Consider the following 17,631-nt stretch of genomic DNA (forward strand, 5'->3'; position numbering starts at 1 on the left):
GGACGGGCAGCACTTCCTGGTCGCGGACATGCGCGCCCACGGGGTGTACGTCTTCGACGGCCAGGCCACCCGGCAGACCGGGTTCATCCGTACCGGCCGGGGCGCCCACGGCATCTACTTCAGCCGGGACGCCCGGCTGGCGTACGTCACCAACCGGGACGAGGGCAGCGTGACCGTCCTCGACCTGCCCAGCTTGAAACCCAGGACGACCTGGCGGATCCCCGGCGGCGGCAGCCCCGACATGGGCGGTCTCTCCGCGGACGGCAAGCAGCTCTGGCTCTCCGGGCGCTACCACGACGAGGTGTACGTGCTGAGCACGGAGAACGGCAAGCTGCTGGCCCGGATCCCGGTCGGCCGGGGCCCGCACGGCCTGACGGTCTGGCCGCAGCCCGGCCGCTACTCCCTCGGCCACACCGGCAACATCCGATAGCCGCACTCACACCGGCCGGTACTCGACCTCGGGACGGCCGGGGGTGCCGTACCGCGGAGCGCGCACGGCGCGATCGCTGGTCACCAGGTATTCCAGGTAGCGCCGGGCGGTGACCCGGGAGATCCCGGTCTCCCGGCCGACCTCGGCCGCGGACCGCCCGGTGCCCCCGCCGAGCGCCGACAGCACCCGGTTCAAGGTCTGCTCGTCCAGCCCCTTGGGCAGGGTGTGCCGGGCCGCCCCGCGCAGGGTGGCGAACATCCGGTCCACCTCGTGCTGGGCGGCCACCTCGCCCTCCGCGAGGGCCTGCCGCCGGTAGTCGGCGTACCGCTCCAGCTTGTCGCGGAAGGCGGCGAAGGTGAACGGCTTGAGCAGGTAGTGGGTCACCCCCAGGGAGACGGCGGTGCGGACCACCGCCAGGTCCCGCGCCGAGGTCACCGCCAGCACGTCGACGCTGCTGCCCGCCGCCCGCAGGGCCCGGCACACGTCCAGGCCGTGCAGGTCGGGCAGGCGGAAGTCGAGCAGCACCAGGTCGATGTCCGCGCCGCCCCGCTGCCGCAGCGCCGCCATCGCCTCCCGCGCGGTGTGCGCCACCCCGACCACCACGAAGCCGGGCACCCGCTCGGTGTACGCCTTGTGTGCCTCGGCCAGCAGCGGCTCGTCCTCCACCACCAGCACCCGAATGTCGCTCATGCCACCGCTCCGCTTCGCTCCGCGGTCGCATGAGGCTCCCCCGCGCTACGCCTGATGATTCGCTCGCTGCGCTCGCTCATGTGGCCTCCCGCGGGATCGGCAGGCGGACGGTGAACAGGGTGCCGCCGTCCTCGGCGCGGGCCACGTCGGTCCGGCCGCCGTGTCGGCGGACCACCTGCCCGACCAGCGCCAGGCCGAGCCCCCGGCCGGCGCTCTTGGTGGACCACCCGCGTCGGAACGCGTCCGCCACCCGGTCCGGGTCGAGGCCGGGGCCGCTGTCGCCGACCCGGACCATGATCTCGTCGTCGGTGGCGCCGACGAACACCCGCACCCGGCGCGGCGGCGGGGTGCCGGCCACCGCCTCCAGGGCGTTGTCGACCAGGTTCCCGACCACGGTGAGCAGGTCGGTGGTGGGCAGCGGGCTGTCGTCGAGCCGGCAGTCGGGCTCGATCACCAGGTCCACGCCGCGCTCGCCGGCCCGGGCCGACTTGCCGAGCAGCAGGGCGGCCAGCGCCGGCTCGGTCACCGCCCCGACGACCCGGTCGGTGAGCTGCTGGGCCAGCGCCAGGTCACGGGTCGCGAGCTGGACGGCCTCGGCGGTGCGGCCCAGCTCCACCAGGGTCAGCACGGTGTGCAGCCGGTTGGCCGACTCGTGGGTCTGGGCCTGCAACGCCTCGGTGAGCGCGCGTACCGAGTCCAGCTCGCTGGCCAGGTTGCGTAGCTCGGTCTGGTCGCGCAGGGTCAGCACGGTGCCGAGCACGGTCCCCTCGAAGCGGGTGGTCCGCTGGTTGGCCACCAGCACCCGGTCCCCGGCGAGGATCGGCTCGTCGTGCGCATCCCGCCCGGAGTCGAGCAGCTCGGCCACCGCGGGCGGCAGGTCGATGCCGGACACCGGCCGGTCGGTCACCGCCGCGTCCTCGGCCAGCCCGAGCAGCCGGCGTCCCTCGTCGTTGACCAGCGCCACCCGGCCGTCCCGGGTCAGCACCAGCAGCCCCTCGCGTACGGAGTGCAGGACGGCGTCGTAGTACTCGTACATCCGGGTCATCTGGCTCGGGCCCAGGCCGTGGGTCTGCCGGCGGAGCCGCCGGCTGAGCAGCCAGGAGCCGGTGGCCGCGAGGGCCAGCGCGGGGACGGCCCCGCCGAGCAGCACGGGCACCTGGCCGAGCAGCTTGCGGTTGATCGCCTTGGTGGTGATGCCGACCGAGACCAGCCCGATGATCCGGTGGCCGTCGCCGTACACCGGGACGACCGCGCGCACCGACTCGCCGAGCGTGCCGACGTTGGTGGTGGTGAACGGCTGGCCGGCCAGGGCGGGGCCGATGTCGCCGATGAACGGCTGCCCGATGAGGTCCGGGTTGGGGTGGGAGTACCGGGTCCGGTTCGGGGCCATCACGACCACGAAGTCCGTTCCGGTGGCCATCCGGGTGGCTTCGGCGTACGGCTGGAGGGTGGCCGACGGGTCGGCGGCGGTGAGGGCCGCGCGGACGCCGGGAGCGTTGGCGACGGTCTGCGCCACCGCCAGGACCTCCTGCTCGGCGGCCTGGTTGGAGTCGCTGCGGGCCAGCAGGGCGACGCCCGCCGCGCCGGCGAGCACCAGCAGCGTCACCACCAGCGCCTGGAGGGCGAACAGCTGTCCCGCGATGCTCCACTGCCGTCGGGCCACGTCCCCTCCTTCCGTCGCACGCCGTCGCAAGTGTGGCGCACTGGTCAGCGGCCCGTTTCGGCCGCGAGTCACAGGGGTGAACAGAATGAACGCAAGGATGCCCTGTGCTGAGACCTGGTTCACATTGTGGGCATGGACACCACCACACCGACCCCCGCGGCCGCCCGGCCCGTCCGCCGGGACCGGACCCGGTACCTCTATCTCGCGGTCATCGTGGCCGTGCTGGCCGGCATCGCGGTCGGCTTCGCCGCCCCCGAGGTCGGCAAGGAGCTGAAGCCCCTCGGCACCGGCTTCGTGAACCTGATCAAGATGATGATCAGCCCGGTCATCTTCTGCACGATCGTGCTGGGCGTCGGATCCGTGCGCCAGGCGGCCAAGGTCGGCAAGGTCGGCGGCCTTGCCCTCGGCTACTTCCTGATCATGTCGACCGTGGCGCTGGCCATCGGCCTGGTGGTCGGCAACATCATCAAGCCCGGTACCGGGCTGAACCTCGGCCCGGAGGTGGCCGAGGCGGGCAAGGCCGCGGCCGGTGGCGAGAGCGGTGGCACCGTCGACTTCCTGCTCGGCATCATCCCGACCTCGCTGCTCTCCGCGCTGACCGAGGGCGAGGTGCTCCAGACGCTGCTGGTCGCGCTGCTGGTCGGCTTCGGCGTGCAGGCCCTCGGTACGCGGGGCGAGCCGGTGCTGCGGGCGGTGGGCGTGATCCAGCGCCTCGTCTTCAAGGTGCTGGCGATGATCATGTGGGTGGCGCCGATCGGCGCGTTCGGTGCGATGGCCGCGGTGGTCGGCGCGACCGGGGTGGACGCGCTCAAGAGCCTGGCGCAGATCATGCTCGGCTTCTACGTCACCTGTGCGCTCTTCGTGTTCCTGGTGCTGGGCGCGCTGCTGTGGCTCATCGCCCGGATCTCGATCTTCAAGCTGCTCGGCTACCTGGGTCGGGAGTTCCTGCTCATCCTGTCGACCTCCTCGTCGGAGTCGGCGCTGCCCCGCCTGATCGCCAAGATGGAGCACGTCGGGGTGAGCCGGCCGGTCGTCGGGATCACCGTCCCGACCGGATACTCGTTCAACCTCGACGGCACGGCCATCTACCTGACCATGGCGTCGCTCTTCGTCGCCGACGCGCTGGGCAAGCCGCTGTCGCTCGGCGAGCAGGTGTCGCTGCTGGTGTTCATGGTTATCGCGTCCAAGGGTGCGGCCGGGGTGACCGGCGCGGGCCTGGCGACCCTGGCCGGCGGGCTGCAGTCGCACCGGCCGGACCTGGTCGACGGCGTCGGGTTGATCGTCGGCATCGACCGGTTCATGTCCGAGGCCCGGGCGCTGACCAACTTCGCTGGCAACGCGGTCGCCACCGTGCTGGTCGGCACCTGGACCAGCCAGTTCGACCGGGAGCAGGCCCGGGCCGTGCTCGCCGGTGAGCGCCCGTTCGACGAGGCGACGATGCTCGACGAGGACGGCGCGCACGGGGCGCCGGAGGCGCCGGCCCCGGCGCCGCGCCCCGCCCCGCTGGCCGACGCGCCGGCCTGAGCCGGCCGCCCCGCTCAGCGACCCGTCCCGGGCCGCGCCGGACCGTCGTGCGGTGCGGCCCGGAGCCGTACCCGGCGACGGGAACCACGACGCCGGAATTGGCTGTGCCCCGCCGCCGGCGTCGTCACTACCGTCGGCGACGTGGAGTTGGACAAGGCGCAGAAGCTGTGGCAGCCGAAGCCCGGCTGGCTGAACACGGCCAGCTACGGGCTGCCGCCCGAGCCCGCCTGGGTGGCGTTGCAGGACGCCCTGGCGGACTGGCGGGTGGGGCGGATCTCCTGGGAGGGCTGGGGCGAGGCGGCGGAGCGGGCCCGGAGCGCGTTCGCCGGGCTGGTCGGGGTGGCCCCGGCGGACGTGGCGATCGGCAGCACGGCGTCGCAGTTGCTCGCCCCGGTGGCGGCCGGGCTGCCGTCGGGCGCGACGGTGGTCGTCCCGGAGGTGGAGTTCACCTCGAACCTGTTCCCCTGGCTGGTGCAGCAGGAGCGGGGCGTCCAGGTCCGCACGGTGCCGCTGGCCGGCCTCGTCGACGCGATCGACGCCGACACCGACCTGGTCGCGTTCAGCCTGGTGCAGTCGGCCGACGGCACGGTCGCCCCGTACGACGAGATCGTCGCGGCGGCCCGGGCGCACGGCGCCCTCGTCGCGGTGGACGCCACCCAGGCGTGCGGCTGGCTGCCCTTCGACGCGGGCCGGGCGGACGCGGTGGTGGTCTCGGCGTACAAGTGGTTGATGGCGCCGCGCGGCACCGCCTTCGCCTACCTGGCCCCGGCGCTGCGCGAGCGGCTGCGCCCCGACGCCGCCGGCTGGTACGCGGGGCAGGAGGTGCACGCCTCCTACTACGGCCCGCCGCTGCGGCTGGCCGACGACGCCCGACGCTTCGACATCTCCCCGGCGTGGTTCAGCTACGTCGGCGCGGCACCCGCCCTGGAACTGCTCGCCGAGATCGGGCTGCCCGCCGTGCGCGATCACGACGTGGCACTGGCCAACCGGTTCCTGGTCGGGCTGGGCCGGCCGCCCGGCGACAGCGCGATCGTGACCGTCGCGGTGCCCGGGGCGGAGGAGAAGCTGGCCCGGGCCGGGGTGCGGGCGGCGGTCCGCGCCGGCCGGGTGCGCGCCTCCTTCCACCTCTACACCACCGAGGAGGACGTCGACCGGGCCCTGGCGGCGTTGACGGACTGAGCGAGGGCTCCCACCCCGGGACCGGGCGGGAGCCCTCGCAGCTCAGGCCAGGTGGGCGCCGATCTTCGTGTACCCGCGCAGCAGGTCCCGGGCGATGATCAGGCGCTGCATCTCGTCGGTGCCCTCGAAGATCCGGTAGAGCCGGACCTGCCGGTACCAGCGCTCGATCGGCAGCTCGCGGGTGTAGCCCATGCCGCCGTGGATCTGCAGCACCCGGTCCACCACCCGGTTGACCATGCCGGCGCCGTAGAGCTTGGCCATGGACGAGGCGTGCCGCGGGTCCAGGCCCTGGTCGACCGTCCAGGCGGCGCGCAGCACCAGCCAGCGGGCCGCCTCCAGTTCGGTCTCCGAGTCGGCGATCATCCACTGGATCGCCTGGTTGGTGCCGATCCTGGCGCCGAACGTCTCCCGGGTGTTGGCCTGGTCGATCGCCATCTGCAACGCCCGCTCGGCGATGCCGAGGGCGTGCGACGGGATGGTGTAGCGCCCCTTGCCGATCCACTCCATGCCCAGCGCGAAGCCCTGCCCTTCCGCGCCGAGGATGTTGCGGTGCGGCACGCGTACGCCGTCGAAGACCAGCGACGCCGGGCCGCCCTCGCCCATCGTCTGGATGAACTCCGACCGCCAGCCCATCGCCCGATCCACCAGGAACGCGGTGGCCCCGCCGTTGCGGGCGCCCTTCGCCGGGTCGGTGACCGCGATCACGATGGCGAAGTCGGCGTCGTTGCCGTTGGTGATGAAGGTCTTCTCGCCGTCGAGGATCCAGTCGTCGCCGTCCCGCCGGGCGTGCAGCCGGATGTTCGCCGCGTCCGAGCCGGCGCCCGGCTCGGTGATCGCGAAGCAGGAGATCCGCTCCCCTTCGATGGTGGGCAGGAGGAACTCGCGCTGCTGCTCCTCGGTGGCGTCGAACAGGATGTTGTCCGCCTCGCCGCCGAACCGGAACGGCACGAAGGTGCGGCCCAGTTCGGTCCAGACCAGCGACTGCAGGACCGCCGGCAGGTCCATCCCGCCGTACCGCTCCGGGGTGGCCAGCCCCCAGAAGCCGAACGTGCGCGCCTTGAGCTGCAGCTCGCGCAACTCGGACCGCTCCAGGCCGGGGCGGTGGGCGCGCTCGCGGCGCAGCACCTCCTGCTCCAGCGGCATCACCTCGCGGGTGATGAACGCCCGGGCGGTGTCCCGAACGGCCCGCTCCTCGTCGGACAGTGCGAAGTCCACGGTGCTCCCTCGGCGTCGGCGCGGCGGATCGTCCTCAAACTAGCGGTGTAAGTTTTCATCCGTCCAGCCCCCGCCTTCCACCGTCGAGGTGAGGCCGCGCCCGGCCGGGCCCGGTTAGGGTGCGTGAGCAGGTGGTGCCGACGGGGGAGGGTGGCGTGGCGGAACTCGGCCGCGGGCAGGCGTACGACGGCGACCCGGCACGGGCGGCCTGACGTGCCGCGACCCCGACAGGCGCTGCTCACCCGGGACCGGATCGTCAGCACCGCGCTGGCGCTGATCGACGCCGACGGGCTGGGCGCGCTCTCCACCCGGCGGCTGGCCGCGGCGCTCGGCGTACAGGGTCCCTCGCTCTACAACCACTTCGCCACCAAGGACGCCATCCTCGACGCGGTGGCGGACAGCGTCACCGCCACCGTGGATGTCAGCGCCTTCGGTCGGGTCGACTGGTGCGAGGCGCTGGGGCGCTGGGCCCGGTCCTACCGGGCGGCGCTCGCCGCGCACCCGAACATCGTCCCGTACCTGGCCCAGGGGCCGGGCCGGCGGCCGGCCGCGCTCGCCATGGCCGACGCCGTCTACGGCGGTCTGGTCGGGGCGGGGTGGCCACCGGCCCGGGCCACCCACATCGGCGCGGCGCTTCGCTACTACGTCGCCGGCTCCGCGCTCGGCTCGTTCGCCCGGGGCTTCGTCGAGGACCCGGCGCTCTACGCCGCGCACCCGCACCTGAGTCAGGCGCACCGGCTCGCCGGCCACCAGCACAGCGTCGACGAGGGCGCCTTCACCCTCGGCCTGGACGCGCTGCTGCACGGCCTGCGCGCCGAGTACGAGCGGACTGTGGCGCCCCTGGAACGGGCCGCCGCTCCGGAGTAGCGTCAAAACTCCCAGCGCTAGTTTCCCCGCGAAGGACGACATGGATCTCGCCACCGCGCCTCCCGCCCGCCTGGTCCGCCGTCACCTGCACGTCGCCGGGGAGTGGGTCGACCCCGCCGACGGCGAGACGATCCCCGTCGAGAACCCGGCCACCGGGGAGATCGTCGGGCAGGTGCCCGCCGGCACCCCGGCCGACGTCGACCGGGCCGTCGGCGCCGCCCGCGCCGCCTTCCCCGGCTGGGCGGCCACCGCCCCGGCCGAGCGCGCCGCCCACCTGGACCGGCTGCACGCCGCGCTCGCCGCCCGCGCCGACGCGATCGCGCACACCGTCGCGCTGGAGCTGGGCACCCCGCTCAAGCTCGCCACCCGGGTGCAGGCCGGCCTGCCGCTGACCGTGCTGCGCGGCATGGTCGACCTCGCCGCCCGCCCGCCGGCCGAGCAGACCGTCGGCAACTCGCTGGTGGTCCGCGAACCCGTCGGCGTGGTCGGCGCGATCACCCCGTGGAACTACCCGCTGCACCAGGTCGTCGCCAAGGTGGCCCCGGCCCTGGCGGCCGGCTGCACCGTGGTGCTCAAGCCCAGCGAGCTCACCCCGCTCACCGCGTACCTGCTCTTCGACGCGATCACCGAGGCCGGGCTGCCGGCCGGGGTGGTCAACCTGGTGCCCGGCACCGGGCCGATCGTCGGCGAGGCCCTGGCCGCCCACCCGGACGTGGACCTGGTCTCGTTCACCGGCTCCACCGCCACCGGCCGCCGGATCGCCCACCTCGCCGCCGACCGGATCGCCCGGGTCGCGCTGGAACTCGGTGGCAAGTCCGCCAACCTGGTCCTCGCCGACGCCGACCTGCCCACCGCGGTCAAGGTCGGGGTGGGCAACGCCTTCCTCAACTCCGGGCAGACCTGCACCGCCTGGACCCGGATGCTGGTCCACCGGGACCGCTACGCCGAGGCAATCGACCTGATCCGGGCCGCCGTCGCCGGATACCGGCTGGGCGACCCGTTCGACCCGGCGACCCGACTCGGCCCGCTGGTCTCCGCCGCCCAGGCCGAGCGGGTCCGTGGCCACGTCGCGCAGGCCCTGGCCGACGGCGCCCGCCTCGTCGCCGGCGGCCCGGACGTGCCGCTGCCGGCACGCGGGCACTTCGTCGCGCCCACCGTCTTCGCCGACGTGCACCCGGACAGCGCCCTCGCCCAGGAGGAGGTCTTCGGCCCGGTCCTCGCGGTCCTCCCGTTCGACGACACCGACGACGCCGTCGCCATCGCCAACAACTCCCGATACGGGCTGGCCGGCGCCGTCTGGTCCGCCGACGAGGACGCCGCCCTCGCTGTCGCCCGCCGGCTGCGCACCGGCCAGGTCGACGTCAACGGGGCAGCGTTCAACCCGCTCGCCCCGTTCGGCGGATACCGGCAGTCCGGCCTCGGCCGCGAGCTGGGCGCCGCCGGCGTCGAGGAGTTCACCGAGCTCAAGGCGATCCAGCGGTGAGGGCCCTGGTCGTCCGCGGGCCGGCCGCCAGCCCCGCGGTCGAGGAGGTACGCCTGCCCGCCCCCGGCCCCGGCGAGCTGCGGGTAAGCATCCGCGCCGCCGGGATCTGCCACTCCGACCTGGCGATGGTCGACGGCACGCTCGCGCCCGCGTACCCGCTGGTGCTCGGGCACGAGGCGGCCGGCGTGGTCGCCGAGGCCGGCCCCGGCGCCCGGCTGGCCGTCGGTACGCCGGTGGTGCTCAACTGGGCCCCGGCCTGCCGCTCCTGCTGGCACTGCCGGCACGGCGAACCCTGGCTCTGCGCCGCCAACACCGCCCCGGCGGTGGCCCGGGGCGAGACCGCCGACGGCAGCCCGCTGCACGCCACCCTCGGCCTCGGCGCGCTGGCCGAGGAGGTGGTGGTGCCCGAGCACGCCGCCGTGCCGGTGCCCGCCGGCCTGCCGCCAGAGCGCACGGCGCTGCTCGGCTGCGCGGTGCTCACCGGCACTGGCGCGGTCCGCAACACCGCCCGGGTGGCGGCCGGCGAGTCGGTCGCGGTGATCGGCCTCGGCGGGGTCGGGCTCGCCGTGCTCACCGCCGCCCGCCGGGCCGGTGCCACCCCGATCCTCGCCGTCGACGTGGTGGAGGCCAAGCGGGAGCTCGCGCTCGCCGCCGGGGCCACCGACTTCCTGCGCTCCGACGACACGCTGGCCAAGGAGGTCCGGGCGCGCACCGAGGGGCGCGGCGTCGACCACGCCTTCGAGTGCGTCGGGCGGGCCGCCACCATCCGGGCCGCCTGGCGGCTGACCCGGCGCGGGGGAGCGGTGACCGTGGTCGGCATGGGCGGCAGGGACGACCTGGTCAGCCTCTCCGCGCTGGACATCTTCCACTCCGCCCGCACTCTGCGCTCCTCGGTGTACGGCTCGTCCGACCCGGACCGGGAGGTGCCCGAGCTTGCCGCCGCGCTCGCCGACGGCACCCTGGACCTGCGCCCGCTGGTCAGCGGCACGGTCGCGCTGGACGAGGCGCCGGCGGCGTTCGGCCGGCTCGCCCGGGGCGAGGGCGCGCGCTGGGTGGTCACCTTCCCGGACTGACGGGCACTTCCCGCCGGCCTCACCCGGCCTGCGGAGGGTCGATCAGCGCGGCGTAGCCGTCCAGCAGGCGGTGCAGGCCGAACTCGAAGACGCTGTCCAGGTCCAGGTCGACCGCCTCGTCCAGCGCCGCCATGGTCGGGTACCGGCCGCCGGCCATCAGCCGCTGGAACGTCGCGTCGTGGGTCTCGACCCACTGCTCGTCGGTGAGGCCGGTGTCCTGCTCCGCGTGCGCCTGCGCCTCCAGGTTGGTCGCGATGCCCCGGACGTACGCCATCAGCGTCACCGCGAAGTGCCAGCGGAGCCGGGTGTCGAGCCCGAGCCCCACGGTGGCCCGCAGCGCCCACTCGGTGTGCGCCATGCCCTTCGGCAGCGGTTGCGGGCGGGACATCGAGATGACGTGCGGCAGCCAGCGGTGCCGCCGGTAGACCGCCCACTGCCCACGGGCGAGCAGCTCCAGTCGGGCCCGCCAGCCGGCCGGCGGCACGGCGGGCAGCGGCGCGTCGGCCAGCGCCGCGTCGGCCATCGCGAGTACGAGGTCGTCCCGGCCGCGGACGTGCCGGTAGAGGGACATGGTGGCGACGCCCAGGTCGGCGGCGAGCTGCCGCATCGACACCGCGGCCAGGCCACCCGCGTCGGCCAGGGCCATCGCGGCACGCACCAGGCGCTCCCGGCTCAGCTCCGGCTCCGCCCCGTCCGGGCCGGGGCGCGCCCGGGGCGTCACCGGGCGGGGTGGGGCGACCACCGTGCCCGCTCCCGGCCGGGTCAGCACCAGCCCCTCGTCGCGCAGCAGGGCGAGGACCTTGGTGGCGGTGGCGATGGCCACGCCGTGCTCGCGGGTGATCCGCCGGGCCGACGGCACCGGGTCGCCGGGGCGCAGCTCCCCGAGCGCGATCCGGCGGCGGATCTCCCCGGCGATCCGCCGGTACGGCGGCTCCGGTCCGGACACGGTCCACCTCCGGCGCAGCGTACTAGTGCGAGGTGCGCCAGGTGCCCCTCGCCGGGGTGAGCGTACTAGGTCGCGGCGGGTCGGCACGGCGCTGAGGGCCTACGGTCCTCAGCGGACCCGGGACGGCCCGGGTTGACGGTGTACGCACGACTACAGGAGCGCTGCGATGGACGACAGGACCGTGCTCATCTCCGGCGCCAGCGTGGCGGGCCCCGCGCTGGCCTACTGGCTGCGCCGCTTCGGCTTCTCGGTGACGGTGGTGGAACAGGCCCCGACCCTGCGGGCGGGCGGCCACGCGGTCGACGTGCGCGGTGCGGCCCGGGACGTCGTCGAGCGGATGGGGATCATGCCCCGGGTGCGCCAGGACAGTGTCGACGAGCGCGGCGTCGCGCTCGTCGACCGCCATGGTCGGCGAACCGCGACGATGCCCGCGGACGCGTTCGGCGGCGAGGGGATCGTCGCCGAGATCGAGATCATGCGGGGCGACCTGTCACGGATCCTCTACGACGCGACCAGCGGGGATGTCGAATACCTCTTCGGTGACCGGATCGTGGAGCTCACCCAGGACGACGACCGGGTCGAGGTGGTCTTCGCCAGCGGGACGGCCCGCCGGTTCGACCTCGTCGTCGGCGCCGACGGGGTGCACTCCGGCGTACGCGCGCTCGCCTTCGGGCCGGAGTCCGACCACGTACGCCATCTGGGCGCGTACACGGCGTACTTCACCGTGCCGGACCCGGGCGACCTGGAGAACTGGTTCCTGATGTACAACGCGCCCGGCGGACGGGTGGCCATGCTCCGCCCGGAGCGTGGCGGTACGGCGAAGGCGTCACTCGGCTTCACCTCGCCACCGCTGGACTACGACCGGCGCGACGTCCGCGAGCAGCAGCGGATCCTGGTCGAGCGGATGGCCGGCGCCGGCTGGCGGGTGCCGGAGTTGCTGGCGGCGATGCCGGACGCCGCGGACTTCTACTTCGACTCGATCTGCCAGGTGCGGGTCGACCGCTGGTGGCGGGGACGGGTGGCGTTGGTGGGTGACGCCGGCTACTGCGGCTCGCCGCTGGTCGGCCTCGGCACCAGCATGTCCCTCGTCGGCGCGTACGTCCTCGCCGGGGAGCTGGCGTCGACGCCCGACGATCACGAGGCGTCGTTCGCCCGCTACCAGGACGAGATGCGCGACTACGTCGCGGCCGCGATGGAGTTGCCGCCCGGTGGCGTCAACGGGTACGCGCCGCAGTCGCAGTTGATGATCTCGCTACGCGCCCTCTCGATGCGGATGATGACCCGGTGGCCGATGCGCCAGATCCTGGCCAGGCAGTTCCAGAAGTCCGACGGCATCGTCCTCAAGGACTACGCCGCCCGACGCCTCCCGCGCCACGCGGACGCGTGACCCGCCCTGCGCCGACCGCCCGGGAACCGCTCCCATGGTGGTCGGCCCACATGCCGAGCGCAATCGGCCCTGGTCTATCCGAATGTGGCGGCGGGTCGGACCCGCACCTGACCCGCCGCGCATGGCTGTCGAACCCGGCTGCCGGCCCCCGAATATGTGGGTCATCGACATGGATCGACTCCCGCGGCGCACCGTAGGTTTCCTGCACGCGACGACCCTGTGACCCCCGTCACCGACCTGGTCGTCGCGAGACGGACCTGCGGAAGGTGTGGCGATGGCCGGGCAAGCGCTCCTGTCGGCCCGCGGGCTGACCCGGGACTTCCGGGGCTTCCGGGCGGTCGACCGGGTCGACCTCGACGTGGCGCCGGAGACCGTGCACGCCCTCGTGGGGCCCAACGGCGCCGGCAAGACCACGCTGTTCAACCTGCTCACCGGCTTCCTGCCGCCCACCGCCGGGCGGATCGAGCTGGCCGGCCGGGACGTGACGGGGCTGCCCCCGGAGCGGGTCGCCCGGCTCGGCGTGGCCCGCTCCTTCCAGATCACCAGCCTCTTCCCCCAGCTCTCCGCCCGCGAGCACGTCCAGCTGGCGTTGCAGAGCCCGAGCGGGCTGGGCTGGCGGTTCTGGCGCTCGGCCAAACTGATGCACCGCTACCGGGAGCGGGCCGACGAGCTGCTGACCATGGTCGGCCTCGGGGAACTGGCCGAGGCGCCGGCCGAGGCCCTCGCGTACGGGCGCAAGCGGGCCCTGGAGCTGGCCATCGCCCTCGCCCTCGACCCGAAGGTGCTGCTGCTCGACGAGCCCACCGCGGGCATGGGGCTGGAGGACGTCGACCGCACCGTCGACCTGATCGCCCGGGTCCGGCAGGGCCGGACCGTGGTCATGGTCGAGCACAACATGAGCGTCGTCGGCCGGCTCGCCGACACCGTCACCGTCCTCCAGGCCGGCAAGGTCCTGGTCGAGGGGCCGTACGAGCAGGTCCGCGCCGACGAGCGGGTCATCACCGCCTACCTGGGAGCCACCGATGCTGCGCATTGACAACCTCTCCGCCTGGTACGGCGAGGCGCAGGTGCTGCGGGAGGTGAGCCTGGACGTGGCCGCCGGGGAGGTGGTCACCCTGGTCGGCCGCAACGGCGCCGGCAAGTCCACCCTGCTGCGCTGCGTGATGGGGCTGCACCCCGGCCAGCGCGGCACGGTCACCCTGGACGGCGCCGATCTGACCCGGCTGCCGGCCTACAAGCGGGCCCGGCTCGGGCTCGGCTGGGTCCCCGACGACCGTGGCGCGTACGCCACCCTCACCGTCACCGAGAACCTGACCCTGCCGCCCCGGGTCGGTCCCGACCCGTGGCCGCTCGAGCGGGTGTACGAGGCGTTCCCCGCCCTCTACAGCCGGCGCGACTCGGCGGCCACCATGCTCTCCGGCGGCGAGCAGCAGATGCTCGCCCTGGCCCGGGTGCTGCGCATGGGCGCCCGGCTGCTGCTCTGCGACGAGCCCACCGAGGGGCTGTCGCCGCTGCTCGTGCAGCAGGTCGGCGACCTGCTGCGGGAGGCCAAGCAGCACGGCGTGACCGTGCTGCTGGTCGAGCAGAACCTGCACTTCGCCACCGGCGTCGCCGACCGGCACTACCTGCTGGCCGAGGGACGCATCGCGGAGGCGATGGACAACTCCGAGGTGCGCTCGCGGGAGCGCGAGCTGCTGGCGTACCTCGGGATCTGAAACGACGGCTGACCCGCGCGGACCGCGCGGTACGGAAGGGATTGAGATGCGCAGGAGCGTGGGTGTGGCCGCCGCCTCGGCGGCGGTGGCGGCGCTGGTCACCGGCTGCGGCGGCGGTGGCCCGCAGTCCGGCGGCGACCAGAAGCTGACCGGCGACAAGATCGTGCTGGGTGTCCTCAACGACCAGTCCGGGGCCTACTCGGAGTTGTCCGGGAAGAACTCGGTCAAGGCCGTGGAGATGGCCATCGCCGACTTCAAGGCCAAGTACGGCGACAAGGCGATCACCAAGAACATCTCGGTGGAGACCGCCGACCACCAGAACAAGCCGGACGTGGCCAACAGCAAGGCCCAGGAGATGTACGACCGCAAGGGCGTCGACGTCATCCTCGACGTGCCCACCTCCTCGGCCGCCCTGAAGGTCGCCGACGTGGCCAAGGAGAAGAAGAAGCTCTACTTCAACATCGGCGCGGCCACCACCGACCTGACCGGCAAGAGCTGCAACAAGTACACGTTCCACTACGCGTACGACACCTACATGCTGGCCCACGGCACCGGGACGGTGACCACCGAGCAGGTCGGCAAGAACTGGTACATCCTCTACCCGAACTACGCCTTCGGGCAGGACATGGAGAAGAGCTTCTCCGCCGCCATCACCGCCGCCGGCGGCGCGGTGGTCGGCAAGGACGGGGCGCCGTTCCCGAACACCAGCGGCGACTACTCGTCGTTCCTGCTCAAGGCCCCGACGCTGAACCCGAAGCCGCAGGTGCTCGGCACCATGCAGGCCGGCGCGGAACTCGTCAACGTGGTCAAGCAGTACAACGAGTTCAAGCTGCGGGACAAGGGCATCGGGCTGGCCGTGGGCCTGATGTTCATCACCGACATCCACTCGCTCACCCCGGCCGCCCTCGCCGGCACCACCTACACCGACGCCTGGTACTGGAACTTCGACCAGCAGAACCGGGAGTGGGCCGACCGGTTCCAGAAGGAGACCGGCACCCGGCCGTCCTTCGCGCACGCGGCCAACTACTCCGCCGCCATGCAGTACCTGGAGGCGGTGCAGGCCGCCGGCACCGACGACGCGGACACCGTGGTCAAGGGCCTCGAGGGCAAGGAGGTCAACGACCTCTTCCTGCGCAACGGCAAGATCCGCGCCGAGGACCACCGGGTCATCCACGACGCGTACCTGGCCCAGGTGAAGCCGCAGGCCGAGGTCACCGAGCCGTGGGACTACGTCAAGATCCTCAAGACCATCCCGGCGGCCGAGGCGTTCCGTACGCCGTCGCCGGACTGCAAGATGTGACGAGCTGATGTCGGGCTTCCTGCAGAACACGTTCAACGGGCTGGTGGGCGGGGCGTTCTACGCCCTGCTCGCCCTCGGGCTCGCGGTCATCTTCGGCATGCTCCGGGTGGTGAACTTCGCCCACGGCGCCTTCTACATGCTCGGTGCGTTCGGGGCGTACGTGCTGCTCGCCGAGGCGGGCGTGCCGTTCTGGGCCGCACTGGTGATCATGCCGCTGGCCCTGGGCCTGCTCGGCATGGTGCTGGAGCGGGCGGTGATCCACCGGCTGACCCGCCTCGACCCGCTCTACAACTTCCTGCTCACCTTCGGCCTGACCCTGATCCTCCAGGACCTGGTGAAGTCGCGGTACGGCATCCAGTCCAGCCCGTACGCCACCCCGACCGAGCTGAGCGGGTCGGTCGACTTCGGGCTCTTCGACTTCCCCACCTACCGGGTCTTCATCCTCGGCTTCACCGTGCTGCTCTGCGTGGGAGTGTGGTGGGTGCTCGGGCGGACCCGGGTCGGCATGGTGGTCCGGGCGGCCACCGAGCGGCCCGAGCTGACCCGCGCCTTCGGCATCGACGTCGGCAAGTGGGTCACCCCGGTCTTCGGCTTCGGCATCGCCCTGGCCGGGCTGGCCGGGGTGCTCGCTGCTCCGATGCGCGCGGTCAACCCGCTGATGGGCGCCGACCTGATCATCGTGGTCTTCGCGGTGGTGGTGATCGGTGGCCTCGGCTCGATCTTCGGCTCGGTCGCCGCCGGCTTCGGCATCGGCCTGATCCAGGCCTGGGGCGAGGCGTACCTGTCGAACTTCCCGATCGTGTCGCAGACCGTCGTGTTCGTGGTGATGGCCGCCGTGCTGCTCTGGCGCCCGGCCGGCCTGTTCGGCCGTGAGGAGGCACCGGCATGACCAGCGCCGTCGACACCCCCGCCGACGCGGCCCGCCCGGCGCCCCCGTCCGGGCTGGTGGCGGTCGCCCGCGCCCCCGGCTGGGTCCGGTACGCGCTGCTCGCCGTCGGCCTGATCGTGGCGTTCTGGCTGCCCAACGGGCTCTACCCGGCGGTGGCGGTGGACATCCTCTGCTGGGCGCTGTTCGCCGTCTCGGTGGACCTGCTGCTCGGCTTCACCGGGCTGATGTCCTTCGGGCACGCCGCCTTCTGGGGCACCTCGGCGTACGTCACCGGTCTGGTGGCCATCCACGCCGGCCTGCCGTTCCCGGCGGCCGTGCTGGCCGGGGCCCTCGCGGCGGCGCTGCTCGCGCTGCCGATCGGCTACCTCGCCGTCAAGCGCGCCGGAATCTACTTCGCGATGGTCACCCTGGCCTTCGCGCAGATGGTCTACTACGTGGCCAACGAATGGCGCTCGGTCACCCAGGGCGAAAACGGCCTCCAGGGAGTGCCCCGCTCCTTCTTCGGCGCCGACCTCTCTGACGACTACTACTTCTACTACGCGATCCTGCCGATCGTGCTGCTCGGCCTGCTCGCCGCCTGGCGGATCGTCCACTCACCGTTCGGCCGGGTGCTGGTCGGCATCCGGGACAACCCGGCCCGGGCCCGCGCGCTCGGCTACCCCGTGCACCGGTACAAGCTGACCGCGTTCGTCCTCTCCGGCTTCCTCGCCGGGCTCGGCGGTGGGCTCTTCGCCGTCGGCCACCGGTTCGTCTCCCTCGACGTGCTGCACTGGACCACCTCCGGCAAGGCCGTCATCGTGGTGGTGCTCGGCGGCATCGGCACCCTCTGGGGTGGCGTGCTCGGCGCGGCGCTGGTGGTCCGCCTGGAGGACTTGCTGTCGTTCTCCGGGTTCGAGGCGATCGGCCTGGTCACCGGGGGGATCTTCGTCCTGGTCGTGCTGCTGTTCCGGCGGGGGATCTGGGGGAGTGTCGCGGCCCTGGCGCTGCGGTTCCGTCGTCGGAGCTGACTTGCGCTTATGGGCTGGGTCCCGGTCGGCCTGTGGTTGCGGTTGGGGCTGGGGGCGAGGGTGACCGGCTCCGGGCGGTCAGGCTTGATCCCTGCGCCGGTCACCCTCGCCCCCAGCCCCGTCGTGCGCCTTGCCCGCCCGCCGGGTCACGGTTCTTCCTCTGGTAGGAACCCGTGCCGTTTTCCGATCTTGGGCCGTTCCGTTCGCTGCTGACGGTGGCTGTCCAAGTTCTCTGGAGGCGGCGTTCTCTGGAGACGGCGCTG

At 73.3% G+C, this 17,631-nt stretch carries 16 protein-coding genes; 12 read left to right on the forward strand and 4 right to left on the reverse strand.

Annotated elements, in window-relative coordinates; genetic code table 11:
• Positions 1 to 430: YncE family protein (locus ACY34I_RS37510; RefSeq protein ID WP_462759684.1), on the forward strand; the 430-nt coding region annotated here is incomplete at its 5' end.
• Positions 431 to 436: 6 nt separating this feature from the next.
• Here the strand turns inward: ACY34I_RS37510 and ACY34I_RS37515 are convergent.
• Positions 437 to 1,120 carry a response regulator gene (locus ACY34I_RS37515; RefSeq protein ID WP_462759913.1) on the reverse strand — a complete coding sequence of 228 codons (684 nt, stop codon included), beginning with the start codon at positions 1,118 to 1,120 and terminating at the stop codon, positions 437 to 439.
• Positions 1,121 to 1,196: 76 nt separating this feature from the next.
• Positions 1,197 to 2,783: an ATP-binding protein gene (locus ACY34I_RS37520; protein WP_462759914.1), complete on the reverse strand. Its 1,587-nt coding sequence runs from the start codon at positions 2,781 to 2,783 to the stop codon at positions 1,197 to 1,199.
• A gap of 132 nt (positions 2,784 to 2,915) precedes the next feature.
• On the opposite strand from ACY34I_RS37520, the gene ACY34I_RS37525 reads away from it, so the two are divergent.
• Both ACY34I_RS37525 and ACY34I_RS37530 read left to right on the forward strand, forming a co-directional pair.
• Positions 2,916 to 4,307 (forward strand): cation:dicarboxylate symporter family transporter, encoded by a 1,392-nt coding sequence (locus ACY34I_RS37525; protein ID WP_462759916.1) that lies wholly within the window; start codon positions 2,916 to 2,918, stop codon positions 4,305 to 4,307.
• 141 nt (positions 4,308 to 4,448) lie between these two features.
• Positions 4,449 to 5,486: an aminotransferase class V-fold PLP-dependent enzyme gene (locus tag ACY34I_RS37530; RefSeq protein WP_462759918.1), complete on the forward strand. Its 1,038-nt coding sequence runs from the start codon at positions 4,449 to 4,451 to the stop codon at positions 5,484 to 5,486.
• A 42-nt stretch (positions 5,487 to 5,528) separates the two neighbouring features.
• Here the strand turns inward: ACY34I_RS37530 and ACY34I_RS37535 are convergent, their stop codons facing one another.
• On the reverse strand, positions 5,529 to 6,701 hold the full coding sequence (locus ACY34I_RS37535; RefSeq protein WP_462759919.1) for an acyl-CoA dehydrogenase family protein: 1,173 nt from the start codon (positions 6,699 to 6,701) through the stop codon (positions 5,529 to 5,531).
• A 213-nt stretch (positions 6,702 to 6,914) separates the two neighbouring features.
• Between ACY34I_RS37535 and ACY34I_RS37540 the strand changes: the two genes are divergently transcribed.
• The 3 genes from ACY34I_RS37540 to ACY34I_RS37550 are packed head-to-tail and all read left to right on the forward strand — an operon-like array spanning position 6,915 to position 10,124.
• Complete coding sequence (locus ACY34I_RS37540) at positions 6,915 to 7,568, forward strand: TetR/AcrR family transcriptional regulator (protein WP_462759920.1); 654 nt, start codon at positions 6,915 to 6,917, stop codon at positions 7,566 to 7,568.
• A gap of 40 nt (positions 7,569 to 7,608) precedes the next feature.
• Entirely contained in the window at positions 7,609 to 9,051 is a 1,443-nt protein-coding gene (locus tag ACY34I_RS37545) for an aldehyde dehydrogenase family protein (RefSeq protein WP_462759922.1), read from the forward strand.
• Positions 9,048 to 10,124, forward strand: a complete 1,077-nt coding sequence (locus ACY34I_RS37550) for an alcohol dehydrogenase catalytic domain-containing protein (RefSeq protein WP_462759924.1) — start codon at positions 9,048 to 9,050, stop codon at positions 10,122 to 10,124. The genes ACY34I_RS37545 and ACY34I_RS37550 overlap by 4 nt, the downstream gene beginning before the upstream one ends.
• Positions 10,125 to 10,143: 19 nt before the next feature.
• On the opposite strand, the gene ACY34I_RS37555 is transcribed toward ACY34I_RS37550, so the two are convergent.
• Entirely contained in the window at positions 10,144 to 11,070 is a 927-nt protein-coding gene (locus ACY34I_RS37555; RefSeq protein ID WP_462759925.1) for a TetR/AcrR family transcriptional regulator C-terminal domain-containing protein, read from the reverse strand.
• Between the two features lie 166 nt (positions 11,071 to 11,236).
• On the opposite strand from ACY34I_RS37555, the gene ACY34I_RS37560 reads away from it, so the two are divergent.
• The 6 genes from ACY34I_RS37560 (at position 11,237) to ACY34I_RS37585 (ending at position 17,368) form a co-directional block, all read left to right on the forward strand.
• Positions 11,237 to 12,457, forward strand: a complete 1,221-nt coding sequence (locus ACY34I_RS37560) for an FAD-dependent monooxygenase (protein WP_462759926.1) — start codon at positions 11,237 to 11,239, stop codon at positions 12,455 to 12,457.
• Positions 12,458 to 12,731: 274 nt separating this feature from the next.
• Entirely contained in the window at positions 12,732 to 13,493 is a 762-nt protein-coding gene (locus ACY34I_RS37565) for an ABC transporter ATP-binding protein (protein ID WP_462759927.1), read from the forward strand.
• Complete coding sequence (locus ACY34I_RS37570; RefSeq protein ID WP_148802256.1) at positions 13,480 to 14,172, forward strand: ABC transporter ATP-binding protein; 693 nt, start codon at positions 13,480 to 13,482, stop codon at positions 14,170 to 14,172. The genes ACY34I_RS37565 and ACY34I_RS37570 overlap by 14 nt, the downstream gene beginning before the upstream one ends.
• A 46-nt stretch (positions 14,173 to 14,218) precedes the next feature.
• Positions 14,219 to 15,472 carry an ABC transporter substrate-binding protein gene (locus tag ACY34I_RS37575; RefSeq protein ID WP_462759928.1) on the forward strand — a complete coding sequence of 418 codons (1,254 nt, stop codon included), beginning with the start codon at positions 14,219 to 14,221 and terminating at the stop codon, positions 15,470 to 15,472.
• Positions 15,473 to 15,479: 7 nt separating this feature from the next.
• Complete coding sequence (locus ACY34I_RS37580) at positions 15,480 to 16,361, forward strand: branched-chain amino acid ABC transporter permease (protein ID WP_462759929.1); 882 nt, start codon at positions 15,480 to 15,482, stop codon at positions 16,359 to 16,361.
• The gene (locus ACY34I_RS37585; RefSeq protein ID WP_462759930.1) at positions 16,358 to 17,368 is read left to right on the forward strand and encodes a branched-chain amino acid ABC transporter permease; all 1,011 of its coding nucleotides are present in this window, start codon (positions 16,358 to 16,360) and stop codon (positions 17,366 to 17,368) included. Before ACY34I_RS37580 ends, ACY34I_RS37585 begins: the two co-directional genes overlap by 4 nt.
• Positions 17,369 to 17,631: the final 263 nt, after the last annotated feature.

It is taken from the genome of Micromonospora sp. RTBAU3-60, from assembly GCF_054963695.1.

Excerpts from the sequence above, each read along its gene's own strand:
- ACY34I_RS37515 (WP_462759913.1), bottom strand. The coding sequence starts at position 1,120 with ATGAGCGACATTCGGGTGCTGGTGGTGGAGGACGAGCCGCTGCTGGCC.
- ACY34I_RS37525 (WP_462759916.1), top strand. The coding sequence starts at position 2,916 with ATGGACACCACCACACCGACCCCCGCGGCCGCCCGGCCCGTCCGCCGG.
- ACY34I_RS37545 (WP_462759922.1), top strand. The coding sequence starts at position 7,609 with ATGGATCTCGCCACCGCGCCTCCCGCCCGCCTGGTCCGCCGTCACCTG.
- ACY34I_RS37560 (WP_462759926.1), top strand. The coding sequence starts at position 11,237 with ATGGACGACAGGACCGTGCTCATCTCCGGCGCCAGCGTGGCGGGCCCC.
- ACY34I_RS37565 (WP_462759927.1), top strand. The coding sequence starts at position 12,732 with ATGGCCGGGCAAGCGCTCCTGTCGGCCCGCGGGCTGACCCGGGACTTC.
- ACY34I_RS37570 (WP_148802256.1), top strand. The coding sequence starts at position 13,480 with ATGCTGCGCATTGACAACCTCTCCGCCTGGTACGGCGAGGCGCAGGTG.
- ACY34I_RS37575 (WP_462759928.1), top strand. The coding sequence starts at position 14,219 with ATGCGCAGGAGCGTGGGTGTGGCCGCCGCCTCGGCGGCGGTGGCGGCG.
- ACY34I_RS37580 (WP_462759929.1), top strand. The coding sequence starts at position 15,480 with ATGTCGGGCTTCCTGCAGAACACGTTCAACGGGCTGGTGGGCGGGGCG.
- ACY34I_RS37585 (WP_462759930.1), top strand. The coding sequence starts at position 16,358 with ATGACCAGCGCCGTCGACACCCCCGCCGACGCGGCCCGCCCGGCGCCC.